The organism is Streptomyces sp. NPDC048411 (assembly GCF_040704695.1).
Classification (GTDB): domain Bacteria; phylum Actinomycetota; class Actinomycetes; order Streptomycetales; family Streptomycetaceae; genus Streptomyces.
Map to the genome: position 1 here is coordinate 86,586 of NZ_JBEZKL010000010.1, position 18,090 is coordinate 104,675.

Annotated in this window: 19 protein-coding genes; 11 read left to right on the forward strand and 8 right to left on the reverse strand. The window is 70.6% G+C overall.

Annotated elements, in window-relative coordinates; genetic code table 11:
* Positions 1-33: 33 nt before the first annotated feature.
* Both AB0915_RS06390 and AB0915_RS06395 read right to left on the reverse strand, forming a co-directional pair.
* Positions 34-459 (reverse strand): ATP-binding protein, encoded by a 426-nt coding sequence (locus tag AB0915_RS06390; RefSeq protein WP_366689964.1) that lies wholly within the window; start codon positions 457-459, stop codon positions 34-36.
* A gap of 474 nt (positions 460-933) precedes the next feature.
* Complete coding sequence (locus tag AB0915_RS06395) at positions 934-1,875, reverse strand: hypothetical protein (protein WP_366689965.1); 942 nt, start codon at positions 1,873-1,875, stop codon at positions 934-936.
* A gap of 167 nt (positions 1,876-2,042) precedes the next feature.
* On the opposite strand from AB0915_RS06395, the gene dapE reads away from it, so the two are divergent.
* Both dapE and AB0915_RS06405 read left to right on the forward strand, forming a co-directional pair.
* Positions 2,043-3,122, forward strand: a complete 1,080-nt coding sequence (dapE, locus tag AB0915_RS06400; RefSeq protein WP_366689966.1) for a succinyl-diaminopimelate desuccinylase — start codon at positions 2,043-2,045, stop codon at positions 3,120-3,122.
* Positions 3,123-3,207: 85 nt separating this feature from the next.
* On the forward strand, positions 3,208-3,966 hold the full coding sequence (locus AB0915_RS06405) for a TIGR00730 family Rossman fold protein (RefSeq protein ID WP_366689967.1): 759 nt from the start codon (positions 3,208-3,210) through the stop codon (positions 3,964-3,966).
* A gap of 126 nt (positions 3,967-4,092) precedes the next feature.
* Here AB0915_RS06405 and folP read toward each other — a convergent pair whose 3' ends face one another.
* Positions 4,093-4,965 carry a dihydropteroate synthase gene (folP, locus tag AB0915_RS06410; RefSeq protein WP_366689968.1) on the reverse strand — a complete coding sequence of 291 codons (873 nt, stop codon included), beginning with the start codon at positions 4,963-4,965 and terminating at the stop codon, positions 4,093-4,095.
* A gap of 103 nt (positions 4,966-5,068) precedes the next feature.
* Here folP and AB0915_RS06415 point away from each other — a divergent pair, with 103 nt between their 5' ends.
* Positions 5,069-5,578, forward strand: coding sequence for a hypothetical protein (locus AB0915_RS06415; RefSeq protein ID WP_366689969.1), 510 nt, complete (start codon positions 5,069-5,071; stop codon positions 5,576-5,578).
* Positions 5,575-6,162, forward strand: coding sequence for a DNA-3-methyladenine glycosylase I (locus tag AB0915_RS06420; protein ID WP_366689970.1), 588 nt, complete (start codon positions 5,575-5,577; stop codon positions 6,160-6,162). Before AB0915_RS06415 ends, AB0915_RS06420 begins: the two co-directional genes overlap by 4 nt.
* A 269-nt stretch (positions 6,163-6,431) precedes the next feature.
* On the opposite strand, the gene AB0915_RS06425 is transcribed toward AB0915_RS06420, so the two are convergent.
* Positions 6,432-7,247 carry an enoyl-CoA hydratase-related protein gene (locus tag AB0915_RS06425; protein ID WP_366689971.1) on the reverse strand — a complete coding sequence of 272 codons (816 nt, stop codon included), beginning with the start codon at positions 7,245-7,247 and terminating at the stop codon, positions 6,432-6,434.
* A 312-nt stretch (positions 7,248-7,559) separates the two neighbouring features.
* Here AB0915_RS06425 and AB0915_RS06430 point away from each other — a divergent pair, with 312 nt between their 5' ends.
* Positions 7,560-7,727, forward strand: a complete 168-nt coding sequence (locus AB0915_RS06430; protein WP_003966491.1) for a DUF3117 domain-containing protein — start codon at positions 7,560-7,562, stop codon at positions 7,725-7,727.
* A gap of 159 nt (positions 7,728-7,886) precedes the next feature.
* On the opposite strand, the gene AB0915_RS06435 is transcribed toward AB0915_RS06430, so the two are convergent.
* On the reverse strand, positions 7,887-8,552 hold the full coding sequence (locus AB0915_RS06435) for an O-methyltransferase (protein WP_345510608.1): 666 nt from the start codon (positions 8,550-8,552) through the stop codon (positions 7,887-7,889).
* A gap of 184 nt (positions 8,553-8,736) precedes the next feature.
* On the opposite strand from AB0915_RS06435, the gene sigE reads away from it, so the two are divergent.
* From sigE to AB0915_RS06460, 5 genes are all read left to right on the forward strand, one after another.
* Positions 8,737-9,498 (forward strand): RNA polymerase sigma factor SigE, encoded by a 762-nt coding sequence (gene sigE / locus AB0915_RS06440; protein WP_366689972.1) that lies wholly within the window; start codon positions 8,737-8,739, stop codon positions 9,496-9,498.
* Positions 9,495-10,490 (forward strand): zf-HC2 domain-containing protein, encoded by a 996-nt coding sequence (locus AB0915_RS06445; RefSeq protein ID WP_366689973.1) that lies wholly within the window; start codon positions 9,495-9,497, stop codon positions 10,488-10,490. The genes sigE and AB0915_RS06445 overlap by 4 nt, the downstream gene beginning before the upstream one ends.
* Positions 10,491-10,600: 110 nt before the next feature.
* Positions 10,601-12,334: a trypsin-like peptidase domain-containing protein gene (locus tag AB0915_RS06450; protein WP_366689974.1), complete on the forward strand. Its 1,734-nt coding sequence runs from the start codon at positions 10,601-10,603 to the stop codon at positions 12,332-12,334.
* 99 nt (positions 12,335-12,433) lie between these two features.
* Positions 12,434-12,910 (forward strand): sec-independent translocase, encoded by a 477-nt coding sequence (locus tag AB0915_RS06455; protein ID WP_366689975.1) that lies wholly within the window; start codon positions 12,434-12,436, stop codon positions 12,908-12,910.
* 119 nt (positions 12,911-13,029) lie between these two features.
* Positions 13,030-13,689 (forward strand): hypothetical protein, encoded by a 660-nt coding sequence (locus AB0915_RS06460; protein WP_366689976.1) that lies wholly within the window; start codon positions 13,030-13,032, stop codon positions 13,687-13,689.
* Positions 13,690-13,973: 284 nt separating this feature from the next.
* On the opposite strand, the gene AB0915_RS06465 is transcribed toward AB0915_RS06460, so the two are convergent.
* From AB0915_RS06465 to AB0915_RS06475, 3 genes are read right to left on the reverse strand one after another with little or no spacing between them, the layout of a single operon-like run.
* Positions 13,974-15,107, reverse strand: coding sequence for an Mrp/NBP35 family ATP-binding protein (locus AB0915_RS06465; protein WP_366689977.1), 1,134 nt, complete (start codon positions 15,105-15,107; stop codon positions 13,974-13,976).
* Positions 15,108-15,151: 44 nt separating this feature from the next.
* Complete coding sequence (locus AB0915_RS06470) at positions 15,152-15,709, reverse strand: DUF1003 domain-containing protein (protein ID WP_366689978.1); 558 nt, start codon at positions 15,707-15,709, stop codon at positions 15,152-15,154.
* Positions 15,699-16,973 (reverse strand): CBS domain-containing protein, encoded by a 1,275-nt coding sequence (locus AB0915_RS06475; RefSeq protein WP_366689979.1) that lies wholly within the window; start codon positions 16,971-16,973, stop codon positions 15,699-15,701. Before AB0915_RS06475 ends, AB0915_RS06470 begins: the two co-directional genes overlap by 11 nt.
* 201 nt (positions 16,974-17,174) lie before the next feature.
* On the opposite strand from AB0915_RS06475, the gene AB0915_RS06480 reads away from it, so the two are divergent.
* Positions 17,175-17,939 carry a hypothetical protein gene (locus tag AB0915_RS06480; RefSeq protein WP_366689980.1) on the forward strand — a complete coding sequence of 255 codons (765 nt, stop codon included), beginning with the start codon at positions 17,175-17,177 and terminating at the stop codon, positions 17,937-17,939.
* Positions 17,940-18,090: the final 151 nt, after the last annotated feature.

An 18,090-nucleotide genomic window follows, 5' to 3' on the forward strand; every position in this document is an offset into this window, starting at 1 on the left:
CTTCCGAGGCCCTCTTGCATGTCCGGTAGGGGGTCAGCCGATCGGCAGACCGTGGGTGGGCAGGCCCTGCGTCGTCGGCAGACCGCCACCGGCGAGACCGCCGGCCGGCAGACTGCCCTTGGCCGCCGCACGGGTGGCCCCGCCGACCAGCTCACCGGCGACCTTCCGCGCGGCGGGGGCGGCCTTGCTGCCCGTGCTGCCGACGGTCCTGCGCGCGGCCGGGACGGCCGTCCCGACGATCTTGCCGCCGGTGGCACCCGCGACCTTGGTGCCCTGCTCGGACGCGCCGTCGAGGGTCTTGCCGAGACCGGCACCGTCGACGGTCGTCAGACCGCCGAGCTCCGGGGCCTGCGGGAGCTCCGCGGCACCTGCGGCGCCGGCCGCACCGACCACGGGGGCTGCACCCGCCGCGATCAGCAGCGCGGCACGGGCGATCCGACGGGTCAGGGGGAGGGACATGATGCTCCTTCGACGGGATGGGGAATCTGTCTGTCCGTTGGCCGGACGCAGTGACAACCGTCGTGGGGGCGGGGGAGGTTGCGGTGGACCGAAGTAAAGAGTCGGTAATGCGTCACATAATCCACAACGGAGGAACCCGGGCAAACATTGCATTCCCCGAACGCCGGATGAGCCGCCACTTCCCTTTTGCCGCATGGGAAATGGCGTATGAAGGGGAGAGTTTCGGAGGCGTGTGGTGACGGCAGCTTCCGGACGGGCTGGATGGCCCCTGCGAGGGATCCTTCGTACTGATGTCTCTCCCGGCAGGCTTTGCCCCGGCGCACCGTCCGGCACGCCCGCTCGTAAGGCGGCCGGACGGCGCTCCTCATGGGGTAAACCTGCCGGTCACGGCACTGGGGCGCGTGTCGGAAGTCCCGCCTGCCAGGCGACGCATGGCCCGCCCTACGGGCGGACGGCGCTGCTTTCAGCACCCTCCTAGCGCACGAGCTGTATGCGGACCTGCGTGGTGCCCGATTCCTCACGGTCCGTCCGCCAGTCCGACCCGGTCCTCCACACCCGGCCCGCGTACGCGACCTCTTCGATGCCCAGCGATTCGGCCTGCGCCACCGCCCAGTGCGCGAGCTCCCAGCCGCGCTGCGCTCCGCCGCCGTCCCCGGTGGTCCGCGCCGCCTTCACCGGCACCGAGACCGTGCCCGCAGCCGCCGCCCCGCCCGCCGCCCCGCCGCCCGCCTGGCCCGAGGGGGGCAGCACACCCTTGCCGAAGGCCCGTACCAGCGCCGACCGCACCTGTGCCGCATCGGCGGGCCCCGCTGCCGTCCGCGTCGGCGTGCAGGTCAGCGCGGCGGGCGTACGGCCGGTCAGTGCGGCGGACAGCAGCGCGGCATCCGGCTCGTGCTTCGCGTACGCCTGCGGGAAACCACTGCGCTGCACCCGCTGCGCGGCGACCGTCAGCGGCAGCCGTGAGTAACCGGGGACCTCGGCCAGATGCTGGTAGAACATCCCGGCCGAGTAGACCGGGTCCAGGATCTGCTTCTCGGTGCCCCAGCCCTGCGAGGGGCGCTGCTGGAACAGTCCCAGCGAGTCCCGGTCGCCGTGCGAGATATTGCGCAGCCCGGACTCCTGCAATGCCGTCGCCAGCGCGATCGTCACCGCACGCTCAGGCATCCCGCGCGTGGTGCCGACCGCGGAGATCGTCGCGGCGTTCGCGGCCTGCTCCGTGCTCAGCCGGTACGTACGTCCCCGGCCCGTCGAGCCGTCGGCGGACTGCACGGTGCACCGCTCGACGCCCTTGTTGCCCGAGATGTACTGAATGGTCAGATAGCCGGCCAGGGCCACGAGCACGGTAAAGGCCGCTGCGATACGCAAGAGGCGGCTGCGGCCAGTGTGTCGGCGGGCGGAGGTGGGGGTCCGGGGCACGCGCCCACCGTACTGGAGGGCCCGGCCGGGGCCGACGGCGAAGTCCCTCAAGGGCTTTCCTTCCGGATCAGGCCGGGCCCGCGGGGTCCCCGATCCCGCCCGATCCGAAAGATAGCCCCCGGGCCCGCCCCGCGGATCAGGGCCGGACAGGCCTTAGGGTCGGGGCCATGCCCGAAAGCACCCTTGACCTCACCCTGGACGGCCCGGCCCTCACCGCCCGCCTCGTCGACTTCCCGTCGGTCAGCGGGGACGAGAAGGAGCTGGCCGACGCGATCGAGACGGCCCTGCGCACGCTCCCGCACCTGACCGTCGACCGGCACGGCAACAACGTCGTGGCCCGGACGAACCTCGGCCGCGACGAGCGCGTCGTACTCGCCGGACACATCGACACCGTGCCGATCGCCGACAACGTCCCGTCCCGGCTCGACGAGAACGGCGTGCTCTGGGGCTGCGGCACCTCCGACATGAAGTCGGGCGTCGCCGTCCAGCTGCGGATCGCCGCGACCGTGCCCGAGCCCAACCGCGACCTCACCTTCGTCTTCTACGACAACGAAGAGGTTGCCGCGCACCTCAACGGGCTCGGCCATGTCGCAGTCGCCCACCCCGACTGGCTGGCGGGCGACTTCGCCGTTCTCCTCGAAGGGTCCGACGCCCAGGTCGAGGGCGGCTGCCAGGGCACCCTGCGGGTCTTTCTCCGTACGGAAGGGGAGCGGGCGCACTCCGCGCGCAGCTGGATGGGTTCCAACGCCATTCACGCCGCCGCTCCGATCCTCACCCGCCTCGCCGCCTACGAACCGCGCCGGCCGGTCATCGACGGGCTGGAGTACCGCGAGGGCCTGAACGCCGTCCGCATCGATGCCGGCGTCGCCAACAACGTCATCCCGGACGCCTGCACCGTCGTCGTCAACTACCGGTACGCCCCCGACCGCAGCCCCGAGGACGCCCTCGCCCACGTCCACGAGGTCTTCGCGGACTGCGGCGTCGTCGAGTTCACCGTCGACGACCACTCCGGCGCGGCGATGCCCGGCCTCTCCCACCCGGCGGCCAGGGCGTTCGTGGAGGCCGTCGGCGGTACCGCGAAGCCGAAGTTCGGCTGGACGGACGTCTCCCGCTTCGGCGCGCTGGGCGTCCCCGCCGTGAACTACGGGCCCGGTGACCCGGTCCTCGCGCACAAGCGCAACGAGCACGTGGCGGTCGACCGGATCACCCACTGCGAGGACCGGCTACGCTCCTGGCTCACCAGCTGACGCACGGGATTCCTCTGCCCGTAACCTCCATGGATCTACCCTGACCTGACACAGCACGTCGTCACGTCGTCGGAGGGAGCAGGTCATGGGCAACCCCGAAGAAGCTCACGTCCCCGAGGAGCAGCGGCTCGGTCCGGTACTGCGCCGCAGGGAACAGGTACAGCCCGGTACCACCGATCAGCGGTTGCTGGACTCCGAGGGCGATTCCGAGTGGGTGCACACCGATCCCTGGCGGGTGATGCGCATCCAGTCGGAGTTCGTCGAGGGCTTCGGCGCGCTGGCCGAGCTGCCGAGCGCGATCAGTGTCTTCGGCTCGGCCCGCAGCCCGGCCGACGGCCCGGACTACGAGGCGGGCGTACAGATCGGCAAGGCGCTGGTCGAGGCCGGTTTCGCGGTGATCACCGGGGGCGGTCCCGGAGCGATGGAGGCGGCGAACAAGGGGGCGCGGGAGGCGAAGGGCATCTCGGTCGGCCTCGGTATCGAGCTGCCCTTCGAGTCCGGGCTCAACCCGCACGTCGACATCGGCGTGAACTTCCGCTACTTCTTCGTCCGCAAGACGATGTTCGTGAAGTACGCGCAGGGCTTCGTCGTCCTGCCCGGCGGCCTCGGCACACTCGACGAGCTCTTCGAGGCGCTCACCCTCGTCCAGACGGGCAAGGTGACCCGCTTCCCGATCGTGCTCTTCGGCACCGCGTACTGGGGCGGCCTGGTGGACTGGCTGCGGAACACGGTGGTGGCGCAGGGGAAGGCGTCCGAGAGAGACCTGCTGCTGTTCCACGTCACGGACGACGTGCACGAGGCGGTCGACCTGGTCACGAAGGAAGTCGGCCACTGGCCACGGTGAGTCCCTCCGGCGACTGAGCTTCCCGATCCGGGGCAGCGCCCCGGATCGGGAAGGGGCGGGCAGGGGGCACGTCTCGCGCAGCGGCCCCCGCCGCCCCGGGCCCGGCTCGCGCCCGCCCCGCCGCCGCTACACCAGCCCGCGCCGGGCCACCGCCGGCGCCCGGTGCCCCGCGATCGACGCCACCATGTCCAGCACCTGTCGTGTCTCCGCCACCTCGTGCACCCGGTAGACCTGCGCGCCCAGCCACGCCGAGACCGCGGTGGTCGCCAGCGTCCCGATCACCCGTTCCTTCACGGGCCGGTCGAGCGTCTCCCCGACGAAGTCCTTGTTGGACAGCGATACGAGGACGGGCCAGCCGGTCTCCGTCATCTCACCGAGGCGACGCGTCGCCTCCAGCGAGTGCCGGGTGTTCTTCCCGAAGTCATGACCGGGGTCGATCATGATGCCGTCCGGCCTGACCCCGAGCTCCACGGCCCGCTCGGCCAGCCCCACCGTCACCCGCAGGATGTCCGCCATCACGTCGTCGTACGCGATCCGGTGCGGCCGGGTCCGCGGTTCGGCTCCGCCCGCGTGCGTACACACCAGCCCCGCTCCGTACCGCGCGGCCACCTCCGCGAGCTTCGGGTCGACACCGCCCCACGCGTCGTTCAGCACATCGGCACCGGCCTCGCAGACCGCCTCACCGACCTCGTGGCGCCAGGTGTCGACGCTGATCACCACATCGGGGTGACGCCGCCGCACCTCGGCGACGAACCCGACGGTTCGGCGGGCCTCCTCCGCGGCGGTCACCTCATCGCCGGGACCGGCCTTCACTCCGCCGATGTCGATGATCGCGGCGCCGTCGGCGACAGCCTGCTCGACCCGGGCGAGCGCGGGCTCGTCGCGAAAGGTCGCGCCCTGGTCGTAGAAGGAGTCCGGAGTACGGTTCACGATCGCCATGATCACTGGCTCGTGCGCCCCGAATTCGCGCCGCCCCAGCCTGAGCGCACCGCTTCGCATCCTGTGTTTCTCCTCTGGATAGATCCCCCGCCGCCGCCTGCGACCCTAGCTGTCAGTACCGCATGGCACGATCGGAGCCGGACAGGTTTCCGCCTCAGGGGAGATGCGTGTGTTCTGGTTCTTGCTGCTGGCGATGGTGGTGGTCGTGGCCGCGGTCACCCTCGCGGTGGTCGGCGGAGGGAAGAGCGCTGTCCTGCAGGACGTGGCGCCCGAGCAGCTGACCGACCCGCTGCCCGCGACCCGTCCGGTCGGCCGCGCGGACGTCGAGGCGCTGCGGCTGCCGGTGACGGCACGCGGATACCGGATGGCCGACGTCGACGACGCGCTCGGCCGACTGGGAGCCGAGCTCGCCGAGCGGGACGCGCGGATCGCCGAGCTGGAGTCGGCGCTCGCCGGAGCGCAGGCGACGGCGGTGGGCGGTGTCGGGCTCCTCAAGGAGCCGCAGGACCGGCCGCGGCCCGAGCAGACACCCCGGTCGGCGCCGCAGTCCGAGGAGCAGCCCGACCGGCAGCCGGAGCCGCGCTCCTGGCCCCCGTCCGGCCCCCAGCCCGGCGAGGAGCCGCCGCCCGGTCCGGAGTCAGGTCCCCGGTCCGGCGAGGAGCCGCAGCGATGAGCGGCGGCGCCGAAGCGGGGGCGGACGGCCGGCTGCGCTGCCCGTGGGGACTGTCCACCGATGACTACCTCGCCTACCACGACACGGAATGGGGCCGCCCCGTCCACGGCGACGACGCCCTGTTCGAGCGACTCTGCCTGGAGGCGTTCCAGTCCGGGCTGTCCTGGCTGACGATCCTGCGCCGCCGGGAAGGATTCCGCAGCGCCTTCGCCGGATTCAAGATCCGTGCGGTGGCGGAGTTCACCGACGCCGACAAGGAACGCCTCCTTGCCGACGCAGGGATCATCCGCAACCGCGCGAAGATCGAGGCGACGCTCGCCAATGCCAAGGTGCTGGCCGCATGGCCGGACGGCGAGCTGGACGAACTCATCTGGTCGTACGCCCCGGACCCGGCCGGCCGGCCCGCCCCGCGCACCCTCGGCGACGTCCCGGCGGTCACGCCGGAGTCCACCGCGCTCGCCAAGGACCTCAAGAAGCGCGGCCTGCGCTTCATCGGCCCCACCACGGCCTACGCCCTGATGCAGGCGTGTGGCCTGGTCGACGACCACCTGGCCGACTGCGTGGCCCGCGGCACGGGGGCGTAGCCGCGCAGCGGGGTCGGCGGTGCCGTGGAGGAAGCCACCCACGGGTGTGCAACCGTCCACGCCCCCTGGCCCGGACCGACTCCCGCGAGGCCCTGGGGCGTGTTTCGGAAGTCCCGCCTGCCAGGCGGCGTCTGGCACGCACGCTCGCTGCATTGTCGGGCTCGCCCCGATACGCCCGGTATCGGGGCGACCCTCCGCCTTGCGATCGCACGCACCAGACGCCGCCAGGCCCGCCCTACGGGCGGACGACGCTACTTTCGAAACACGCCCTACCGGCCCAGGTACTTCGGCTTCGCCTTGTCCAGGAACGCCTGCACCGCGATGGTGTGGTCCTCGGAGGCGCCCGCCTTGGTCTGGAGTTCGTCCTCCTTCTCCAGCGTCTCGCTCAGCGTGTGGCCGGCGCCGTAGGCCAGCGACGCCTTGAGCGCGGCGTACGCCACCGTGGGGCCGCCCGCCAGCTTGCGGGCCACTGCCATGGCCTCCGCGGCGAGATCGGCCGCGGGCACCAGTCTGTTCACGATGCCCAGCTCATACGCGTCCTGTGCCGAGATCGAACGCGGGAAGAGCAGCAGGTCGGCTGCGCGGCTCTGGCCGATCAGCCGGGGCAGCGTCCACGAGACACCTGAGTCGGCGGTGAGGGCGACCCCGGCGAACGAGGTGTTGAACGACGCGCTGTCGGCGACCACCCGGTAGTCGCAGGCGAGCGCGAAGCCGAAGCCCGCGCCTGCGGCGACCCCGTTCACCCCGGCGACGACCGGCTTCTCCATCTCGGTGATCGCCCGCACGACGGGGTTGTAGTGCTCCTGCACGGTGCTCAGCGCATTGCCGGAACCCGACTCGCGGACGGCGGTCAGCGTGGCGACGTGTTCCTTGAGGTCCTGGCCGACACAGAAGGCGCGCGAGCCGGCCGCCGTGAGCAGAACCGCCCGGACAGCGGTATCGGCCGCGGCCGACTGCAGCGCGTCACGGAGGGCCACCTTGGCGGCTGTGTTCATGGCGTTCATCGCGTCGGGACGGTTGATCGTGATCGTCGCGAGTCCGTCCGTCACGTCGTAGAGCACGGTGTCGGCCACGTGGTCCGCCATTTGCTGTCCCCTTTGCGCCTCGGGCAATGCCTGTCCAGGCAAGCATGGCCGACATCACCGAGGGGGAGCATGTGACCTGCGTCTAACAATTGCGCCCCGATGGAGGGGCGAAGGCGACGGAGTATCGCAGTCGGATCGCCGAATTGGGTGGTTTTGCGAGAGCGCGTTGCGCAAGCGATGCAGACCGATGTTGGTCACGGGGGTCTGTGATGCGGGATAATGGCCTGGAAGCAATGTGTTCGATGCCGGTGAGACAGCGCCTGTCATGGGGCCGCCGGTTGTTATGAGCTGGTTTCAGGAAGGGGAACGAGCATGGCGGCCATGAAGCCGCGGACGGGCGACGGCCCGCTCGAGGTGACAAAGGAGGGGCGGGGCATCGTCATGCGCGTTCCGCTCGAAGGCGGCGGTCGGCTTGTTGTGGAGCTGACTCCGGACGAGGCCGATGCACTCGGCGACGCCCTCAAGAAGGTCGTCGGCTGACGCAGAGGCGCCCACACTTCATCACTGCCCCGGCACGGGTCCGTGCCGGGGCAGTGATGCATTCGGAACAAGTCCGTCGAAGGGGTTCCCGGTCCTTCGAGGCCGGGGGAGACCGACGACGACCGGCCGTTTTGTCGAGGGGCGCGGAACGGCGAACGGTCACCCACGCCGGACGGCGCAGAGCAACCCGTCGCCCACCGGCAACAATGTAGCCATCAGCTCCTGGCTCTCCCGCACCGCCCGCAACAGCTCCCGCAGCCGCAGTACCTCCGCCGGCTGCGCCGCGGAGTCGACCGTACGGCCGTCCGCGAAGACGCCCTCGAAGCAGACCAGACCGCCAGGTCGCAGCAGGCGCAACGATTCAGCGAGGCAGTCCAGGCTCTCCAGCCGGTCGCCGTCGCAGAACACGAGGTCGTATCCGCCGTCCGCGAGCCGCGGAAGTACGTCGAGGGCGCGGCCGGGGATGAAACGGGCCCGATTGGCCGCGAACCCCGACGCCCGGAAGGCCTGGCGGGCGAACTGCTGCCGCTCCGGCTCCGGATCGACCGTGGTCAGCACCCCGTCCGGCCGCATCCCGTGCAGCAGATAGATGCCGGACACGCCGGTTCCGGTGCCGATTTCGGCCACCGCCTTGGCGTCGGTCGTGGCAGCGAGCAAGCGCAGCGCGGCGCCGGTGCCCGGTGACACCGAGCGGAGCCCTGCCTCCCGGGCCCGGTCTCTGGCCCAGCGCAGTGCTTCGTCCTCGGCGACAAAGGCGTCGGCGAACGCCCAGCTCGTCTGCCGGTTGGCGGTAATGACCCTCTCCTGTCCCCGTAGTTGGCGCAACGGTGACTGTATCCGCTGCACCCGGGAACCCGCAGATGGGACCGGGCGTTAGGAAAGGGCAGGGGAAAGCCCATGGATCCGGCCCGCAGACCGGGCCCCGGATCATGGGCCGACGGGTTCCCGGGGATGATCCCGGACCCCAGCAGAAAAAAAGGTTTATCCGGAGCTAACGGGCGAGGTGGCTATGGTAGGGGCTCCACTGGACACCACCAGAGCCGACAGGGGAGGTGCGGCTGCGCCTGTGGATCGGGGACGAGTGCTGCGGCGCTTTCTCAGGTCGGCGGGTGAGCCGAAATCCGTGACCAACATTGCTGACCGTTCTTCCAACGACTCCGCACCGACCGCGACCTTCGCCTCAGATGCGGACTCCCAGGCGTGGATGCCGCCCTCATGGGAAGAGATCGTCAGCACGCACAGCGGTCGTGTCTACCGCCTTGCCTACCGTCTGACGGGAAACCAGCACGATGCCGAGGACCTCACTCAGGAGGTCTTCGTCCGGGTGTTCCGTTCGCTGTCGACCTACACACCCGGCACCTTCGAGGGCTGGCTGCACCGCATCACGACCAACCTGTTCCTGGACATGGTCCGCCGTAAGCAGCGGATCCGTTTCGACTCCCTCGGTGACGACGCCGCCGAGCGGCTTCCGAGCCGTGAGCCGTCCCCGCAGCAGGCCTTCAACGACACCCACTTCGACGCGGACGTACAGCAGGCGCTGGACACCCTTGCGCCCGAATTCCGTGCCGCGGTCGTGCTCTGCGACATCGAGGGACTTTCGTACGAGGAGATCGCCGCGACCCTCGGCGTGAAGCTCGGTACCGTGCGCAGCCGTATTCACCGCGGCCGCTCGCATCTGCGCAAGGCTCTGCAGCACCGCTCTCCCGAGGCCCGCGCCGAGCAGCGCTCGCTGGCGGGAGCCGTGGTGGCAGTGGAGGGCGGGCCGGCGTGAGTGGCACAGGTCCGACCCCTGCGGAACAGCACTTGGGGGACCGCCTTGCCGCGCTCGTCGACGGTGAGCTCAAACATGACGCCCGCGAGCGGGTGCTCGCCCATCTCGCGACCTGCGTGAAGTGCAAGGCCGAGGTTGTCGCCCAGCGGCGGCTGAAGAGTGTCTTCGCACAGTCCGCCCCGCCGTCGCCGTCCGAGGGGTTCCTCGCCCGGCTGCAGGGCCTTCCCGGGGGGCCGGGCGGTGACGACGACCGCCAAGGAAGACCATTTGGCGGCTCCGGGCGGTTCGCCGACGGACTTTTCCCGGTGATGCAGCCCCCCGGAAGCCGCACCGATTCGCCTTCGGGAAAGTCGCCGCTGGACCGTTTCGGCTACTTCGGGACGCCGCACGGCTCGACGGCTGTGCTTCCGGCCGGCGGATCGCGTTCGGCGTTCCGGATCCATGAGGTGGGCCGGGAGGGGGACCGGTCGCCGTGGCGCGGCCGCAGGTTCGCCTTCGCGGCTGCCAGCGCCGTCTCGCTGGCAGCCATCGCGCTGGGTGGCGCCCTGCCGACAGGAGCGGCTCCCGGCGCCGTGACCCGCGCCGAGGGCACCGGAAACAACGTGACCCCGCTCGATGCCGCCGAGCGGGCCGAGAGCGGCAGCGTGACCAGCCGTCGCGGTGGCAGCAGCCTCGGCACGTCCGGCGTGCCCGGCGATGGTTCCGTGAGCGGTCCCCCGGCCCAGCCGCCGAATACCGCGGCACCCGTCCCCGCCCTGTTCGGCACCGGCCGGCTCACGGCCAACCCTTTCGCCGCGGCGGTACTGACGGATGTGTCCACGTCCCCCCTGATACGACCGACCGCCACCAGTCCGCTGTTCACGCACGCGCTCGGAAGCGGCCGGAACCCCGTTTCCCCCACGCCCTCGCCGACCGCGTCCTGGACACCCACGTCGGCGGCCGCCCTGCCCACCTCCGTCGATCGCCGTCTGCCGCTTTCCGCCCAGCGCTGACGGGGGTCTGCGCAGCGATTCGTAAACCTGGTTGAATCCACGGAGGAATTCCGGGAGGGACGTCCTTTCGGGCGCGTGCAGAGGCCAGTTGTGGCGGTTGCGGGGAGAGCATGGACGACGGGAAGCCCACCGGGCCGAAGGCGAAGTGGTGGAGCCGCCCCACGGCGGGGCGCGCCACCGCATCAGCGCCGCAGGAGGCTCCCGCCTCGGCGGTGGCACCGGCGGAGGACGTGCGGTCCGTGGGCACACCGGCCGGTGACCCGGACACCGCGGTCGTCGCAGACGCGAGCCCGGCGCCCGTACTCCCCGCCCAGCCTGCACCGCCCGAGCCCGAGCCCGTGGCACCCGCGCCGGTGACGCCCGAGCCCGGGGTGCACGCACCCGCGGCGACGGCCCAGGCGCCGGTGCCTGCGGTGAAGCCGTTGCACGAGCCCGATGAGTACAGCACCCCGCCGTACGGCGGCCCCGGCCCCTGGGCACCGGCACCACCCGTACAGCGGCCGGTGCCGACACCGGCGCACGGCACTCCCGTACCGCCGCCGTACGCAGGCACCGGCACGAACGGCGCAGGGATGCCCACGGCCCCCGCGCCCCTCCCGGGCCCTGCCCCGGCCTTCACACCCCCGCCCCACCCGCCACAGTCCTCGCAGTGGTCGCAGTACGACCCCTGGGGTGCGCCCCGGCAGCCGCTGACCCACCCCGGCCCCCCGCTCGGGTCGGACGGCGGGCGCAGGAAGAGCCGACGCGGCTCCCTGCTCGTCGGCGCACTGCTGCTCGCCCTGGTGGCGGGCGGCATGGGCGGCGGCATCGGTGCCTACGTCGAGCGCAACGGCGGTCTGACCACGGTCGAGCTTCCGCAGGCCGCGAGGAACAGCGGTGGCCGCGCCCCCGACAGCGTCGCGGGCATCGCCGCCAGCGCCCTGCCCAGCGTGGTCACCCTCCATGTCAGCGGCACCACCGAATCCGGCACCGGCACCGGCTTCGTCCTCGACAAGTCGGGCCACATCCTCACCAACAACCATGTTGTCGCCCCGGCCGGCTCCTCCGGTTCCATCACGGTGACGTTCAGCGGCGGCGAGACCGCGCGCGCCAAGGTCGTCGGCAAGGACAGCGGCTACGACCTGGCTGTGGTCAAGGTCACCGGCGTCTCCGGACTCAAGCCACTACCGCTGGGCAATTCCGACAATGTGCAGGTCGGCGACCCGGTGGTGGCCATCGGTGCCCCCTTCGACCTGTCCAACACCGTCACCTCCGGCATCATCAGCGCCAAGGACCGGCCGATCACCGCGGGTGGCGAGAAGGGCGACGGCAGCGACATCAGCTACGTCGACGCGCTGCAGACCGACGCCCCGATCAACCCGGGCAACTCCGGGGGCCCGCTCGTCGACACCGACGCCCATGTCATAGGCATCAACAGCGCCATCCGCGCCGCCGACAACAGTTCGTCGACCGAGGGCGGCCAGGCAGGTTCCATCGGCCTCGGCTTCGCCATCCCGATCAACCAGGGCAAGCGGGTCGCCGAGGAGCTGATCAACACCGGTAGAGCCACGCATCCGGTGATCGGTGTGACCTTGGACATGAAGTACACCGGTGACGGCGCCAAGGTCGGTGCGAAGGGCGCCGCGGGCAAGCCCGCGGTGACGCCCGGCGGTCCCGGAGCGAAGGCCGGCATCAAGCCGGGCGACATCATCACCGAGGTGGACGGGCAGCGGGTGCACAGCGGCGAGGAGTTGATCGTGAAGATCCGTGCGCACCGTCCGGGTGACCGACTGGACCTCGGTCTGACCCGCGGTGGTAAAGACCTGTCCATGACTTTGGTCCTGGGGTCGGCAACCGGCACCTGACGGCCGTGGGACGCTACCGTGCGGACAGTTCGGCCGGGTACCGTTGGCCGGGTCCGGACCTCATCCGACCTGGGCTCGGGGAACACGAGGAGCAACTAGGTGTTCAATGACATAGGCGCACTAGAGCTGGTGACGCTCGTGGTCCTCGGCGTGCTGATCTTCGGCCCGGACAAGCTGCCCAAGGTCATCCAGGACGCCTCACGCTTCATCCGCAAGGTCCGTGAGTTCTCCGAGAGCGCCAAGGAAGACATCCGTACGGAGCTCGGCCCGGAGTTCAAGGACTTCGAGTTCGAGGACCTCAACCCGAAGACGTTCGTCCGTAAGCAGCTCATGGACGGAAACGACGATCTCGGGCTGAAGGAGATCCGCGAGAGCTTCGACCTCCGTAAGGAGATGGCCGAGGTCACCGACGCGGTCAACGGTCGCGAGAGCGCGTCCACGGACTCCGCGGGCGGCGTGTCGGGCGGCGCGGCGGTCACTGCGGCGAACGGCTCCCCGGGCGCCCCCGACCTGCTGAAGAAGCGCGAGCAGCCCACCAAGGACGATCGTCCGCCCTTCGACGCAGACGCCACCTGACGCCGGTCAATCCCGGCTCGTCCGGGCGGTATCGCTATTCTCCATCTGTCCGGTTGCGAGGACGCCCGAGGGGGGCGGGCCGCTGCGGACCCCTAGGGATCGAGGAGGCGGCCGGGCAGATGGAGACGACGAGTCGGGCAGGCGCGGAAGGTGCGCCCAGCACAGTCACCGCAGAGGGCGTGCCGGCGACCCGGCGTACGGTCGACGGCTATCTGCAGGCGTCGTTCCCCTGGTACGGACTGGACGAGGCCTTCACCGGGCCGCGCTGGCTGATGCAGGTCGGCACGGCGGCGGACGGCACGGTGCAGCACGGTTCGACCGGGCACGGTGAGGAGCCTGTGGTACGGGGTGACTCCGGCGGCGAGAAGCAGCGGTTCGCGGTCGTGGTGACGGTGGCGAGCAGCCCCGTACGGCGCAGTGGCGACGGTACGGGGGTGCTGGAGGCGACCACGGTGTCGTCGGCGGCGTGGCTGGCGGGCTCGGGTCTGCTGGCGTACACGTGGCCCTCGCAGCTGGACCATATGCTGCGGGACGACTGGATGGACCAGCAGACGGAGACGGCGTTCGAACTCGCCGACGATCTGGACGGGCCCGCGTGGTCGGTGCTGTCCCTGCCGGTGGACGGTGTTCCGGTGCCGTTCCACTACCGGGAGTCCGAGTTCGGGTGGGTGCTGGCGGGGTCTGCGCCGGGCGGGGTGCACATCGGGGCGTACGGGCGGGGGATGAGCGCGTACGGGCTGGGGTTCTCCGTGGTCGAGGACATCGCGACGTACGTCTAGGAGAACGCTGAAGATCTTGCTCTGGCCGCCCGGCTCACCCCGGATTGCCGGTAAATGTCAATCGCCATGAACCGGGGCAAGCTGGGCGTGATTTCAAGATCTTCAGGACACTTCCAGGAGGGCACGGTGGCCGGGGTGCCCGGCTGCCGCTCCGTCCTCGATCGCCGGACGGACTCGACGGCGCCACCGCGCCCCCTGCTCGCCGAACGGGATCGACAGTGCCGCCGGGCGGGGCCTGTGCCCTGCCCGGCGGCTGTGCTGTGGCCCCGCCAGGGGGCCGCGGTTCAGAACTTGTTGCGAGGGGTGATGCCCAGCGACATGCCCGACAGACCGCGCTGGCGGCCACCCAGCCTGTCGGCGATCGTGCGCAGGGCCTTGCCGGCCGGGGAGTCCGGATCCGAGAGGACCACCGGCTTGCCCTCGTCGCCGCCCTCGCGCAGGCGTACGTCGATCGGAATGGAGCCGAGCACCGGGACCTCCGCGCCGACCGTCTTCGTCAGGCCCTCGGCGACCTTCTTGCCGCCACCGGTGCCGAACACGTCGACCATCTCGTCGCAGTGCGGGCACGGCATGCCCGACATGTTCTCGACGACGCCGACGATCTTCTGATGGGTCTGCACGGCGATCGCGCCGGCCCGCTCGGCCACCTCGGCCGCGGCCTGCTGCGGGGTCGTGACGACGAGGATCTCGGCGTTCGGGACGAGCTGGGCCACGGAGATCGCGATGTCACCGGTGCCCGGCGGCAGGTCGAGCAGCAGGACGTCCAGGTCGCCCCAGTACACATCCGCGAGGAACTGCTGCAGTGCGCGGTGCAGCATCGGTCCGCGCCACACCACCGGGGTGTTGCCCGGGGTGAACATGCCGATGGAGATGACCTTCACGCCGTGCGCCGACGGAGGCATGATCATGTTCTCGACCTGGGTCGGCTTGCCGTCCGCGCCGAGCATCCGCGGCACGCTGTGCCCGTAGATGTCCGCGTCCACGACGCCGACCTTGAGGCCGTCGGCCGCCATCGCCGCTGCCAGGTTCACCGTCACCGACGACTTGCCGACGCCGCCCTTGCCGGACGCCACCGCGTACACCCGGGTCAGCGAGCCGGGCTTGGCGAACGGCACCTCGCGCTCCGCCATACCGCCGCGCAGCGAGGACGTGAGCTCCTTGCGCTGTTCGTCGCTCATGACGTCGAGCGTGACGTCGACCCGTGTGACGCCTTCGACCTTCGCCACCGCGTCGGTCACGTTCTTGGTGATGGTCTCGCGCATCGGGCAGCCGGAGACAGTGAGATACACCGTGACAGCGACCGCACCGTCAGCTGCGATCTCGACCGACTTGACCATGCCGAGTTCGGTGATCGGTCGGTGGATCTCCGGGTCGTTCACTGTCGCCAGTGCTTCGCGCACCGCGTCTTCGGTAGCCATACCGACGATGTTACGGCGCCTGTCCCTACGCGCGAGTAGCCCTGTCAGCGGTCTTCGTCACTCTCGGCCGGGTACAGGGCCTGCTGGTCCTGCAGGTCCCTCGCGAGGTCGTCCAGTTCGGAGCGGATCCAGTCGCGCGTAGCGACCTCGCCGAGCCCCATCCGCAGCGACGCGATCTCCCGCGTGAGGTACTCGGTATCCGCGATGGAGCGCTCGTTCTGCTTGCGGTCCTGCTCGTAGGTGACCCGGTCGCGGTCGGCCTGCCGGTTCTGCGCGAGAAGGATCAGCGGGGCCGCGTACGAGGCCTGGAGCGACAGGACCAGAGTCAGGAAGATGAACGGGTACCCGTCGAACCGCCACCCCACGGGCGCGAAGGCGTTCCACAGCACCCAGACGATGATGACCAGTGTCATCCAGGCGATGAAGCGCCAGGTGCCCAGGAATCGGGCGATCCGTTCGGAGAGCCGGCCGAACGACTCGGGGTCGTATTCGGGCAGCAGCCGACGACGCGGGGACTTCGGCTGGTCCAGCCGGGAACGGGGCGGGCGCGCGATGCCCGAGGCCCCCGCCGGCGCCCCCTTCGAGCGGTCCTCACCGGCCACGCGCGATCTCCTCCCCACCGTGGAAGTCGGTCTCCCGCCAGTCCTCGGGCAGCAGGTGGTCGAGGACGTCGTCGACGGTCACCGCGCCGAGCAGTGATCCGCTCTCGTCCACGACCGGCACGGAGACCAGGTTGTACGCGGCCAGATAGCTCGTCACGTCCGGCAGCGGAGTGTCCGGTGTGAGGGGGACGAGATCGCTGTCGACGATCGAGCTGACCAGGGCGTACGGCGGATCCCGCAGCAGCCGCTGAAAGTGCACGGTGCCCAGGTACTTGCCGGTCGGTGTCTCGTCGGGGGAGCGGCACACGTACACCTGGGCGGCGAGCGCCGGGGACAGATCCGCCTGCCGAACCCGCGCGAGTGCGTCGGCGACCGTCGCGTCCGGCCGCAGAATGATCGGCTCGGTGGTCATCAGACCGCCCGCGGTCCGCTCCTCGTACGACATGAGGCGCCGCACATCCGCCGCGTCGTCCGGCCGCATCAGGGTCAGCAGCCGCTCCTTGTCCGCCTCGGGCAGTTCGGAGAGCAGGTCGGCCGCGTCGTCCGGGTCCATGGCCTCCAGGACATCGGCGGCGCGCTCCTCCTGGAGCTTGCCGATGATCTCCACCTGGTCGTCCTCGGGCAGCTCCTCCAGGACGTCGGCGAGCCGGTCGTCGTCGAGCGCGGCCGCGACCTCGGCCCGACGCTTCGGCGACAGATGGTGCAGCGCGTTGGCCACGTCGGTCGGCCGGAGCTGCTCGAACGTGGCGACCAGTGATTCGGCGCCCTGCCCGTCCTCCTCCAGTGAGAATCCGCTGACCGCCGACCATTCGACCGTCAGGGTCTCGCCCTTGCGCCGCAGTGCCCCGCCCTTGCCCTTGCGTACGAAGTACTTGTCGATCTCCCAGTCGCGGCGGGCCGGGAGCTGCGACACGGAGACATCGAGGATGGTGACCTCCTCGCCGGTCTCCACGAGGCGGACCCGCCGGTCGAGGAACTCGCCGAGCACCAGGCGTTCGGTGGGCCGCTGTTCGAAGCGCCGCATGTTGACCACGCCGGTGGTGATGACCTGACCGGACTCGATACCCGTCACCCGGGTCATCGGGAGGAAGATGCGGCGGCGGCTGAGCACCTCGACGACCAGGCCGAGCAGCCGGGGCGGCCGGCCGCCGACCCGCAGCATCGCGACCAGATCACGGACCCGGCCCACCTGGTCCCCGGTGGGGTCGAAGACCGGCACGCCGGAGAGGTGCGAGACGAAGACCCGGGGTGCACCTGCCGCCATGCTCTGCGCCTCCTTCCGTCCCGTGGAGAGGGGTGGTCCGTTCAGGGATGAATTGCACCGTTATGACGGGATCAGGCTAGCCCGTACCGCTCCGGGTCGGCCCGGTGAGCAGTCCGTACGGCTCTGCGCCGGACGGCGTACGCGACACGGGTACGCTGCGGTCTGCCAGCCCCCGACATGCAGATGAGAGGCAGTGCGCCAGTGACCTCTTTTGTCCCGCCCGTCCGGACCCGCCGCCGGACCTCTCTTGCTGTCGTGCTCTGTGCGGGGCTGACCGCAGCCCTGGCGGGGTGCGGCGACGAGGATCCGGACAAGGGAACCAACGGCGTCGGCAGACTCTCGGCGACCCTGATCGAGAAGAGGGCGCAGGCGGCAGCCGACTCCGCGGACGCGGTGCGGCTGGCCGGGACCCTGGTCAGCAAGGGCGGCACGTACAAGCTCGACATGCGGCTCAAGGAGGACGGCGGCACGGGCTCCGTCACCTCGAAGACCAGCACGTTCGAGCTGCTGCGGATCGATGACCAGGTCTATCTGAAGGCCGACTCCGGCTTCTGGAGCCATGAGGACAAGGACAAACACGGCAGCGATTCCGGTGCGGCGGCGGGGGACAAGCTCCAGGACAAGTATGTGAAGGTCCCGCAGGACGACCCGACGTACAAGCAGTTGCGCGGCTTCACGGACATGAAGACCCTGCTCGACGGCATGCTCACGCTGCACGGCAAGGTCAACAAGGGCGACCGCGGCAAGGTCGGCTCAGTCCGCACCATCCAGATCCTGGGCGGCAAGGGTGAGGGCGGGGCGCTCGACGTCTCGCTGAAGGGCACGCCGTATCCGCTGCGGTTCGCCCGTGCCGGCGGCGGGGGCACCATCACGCTCGCCGACTGGGGCAAGGACTTCACGCTGGAAGCCCCGGCCAAGGACGACACCGTCGACTACGGGCAGCAGCTCCCCAAGTCGACCTCGTGACGCCACGGCGACAGCCCTTACGCCCTCCCCCACTCCCTGTCGCGGGGGAGGGCGTCAGGGCCTGTTCTGAGTTCCCCGCCTGCGCCCCGACGCCCGGCACGCACGCTCGCCGCACGGTGTCGCAGGACAGGTGGCTCCGCCACATGACCTG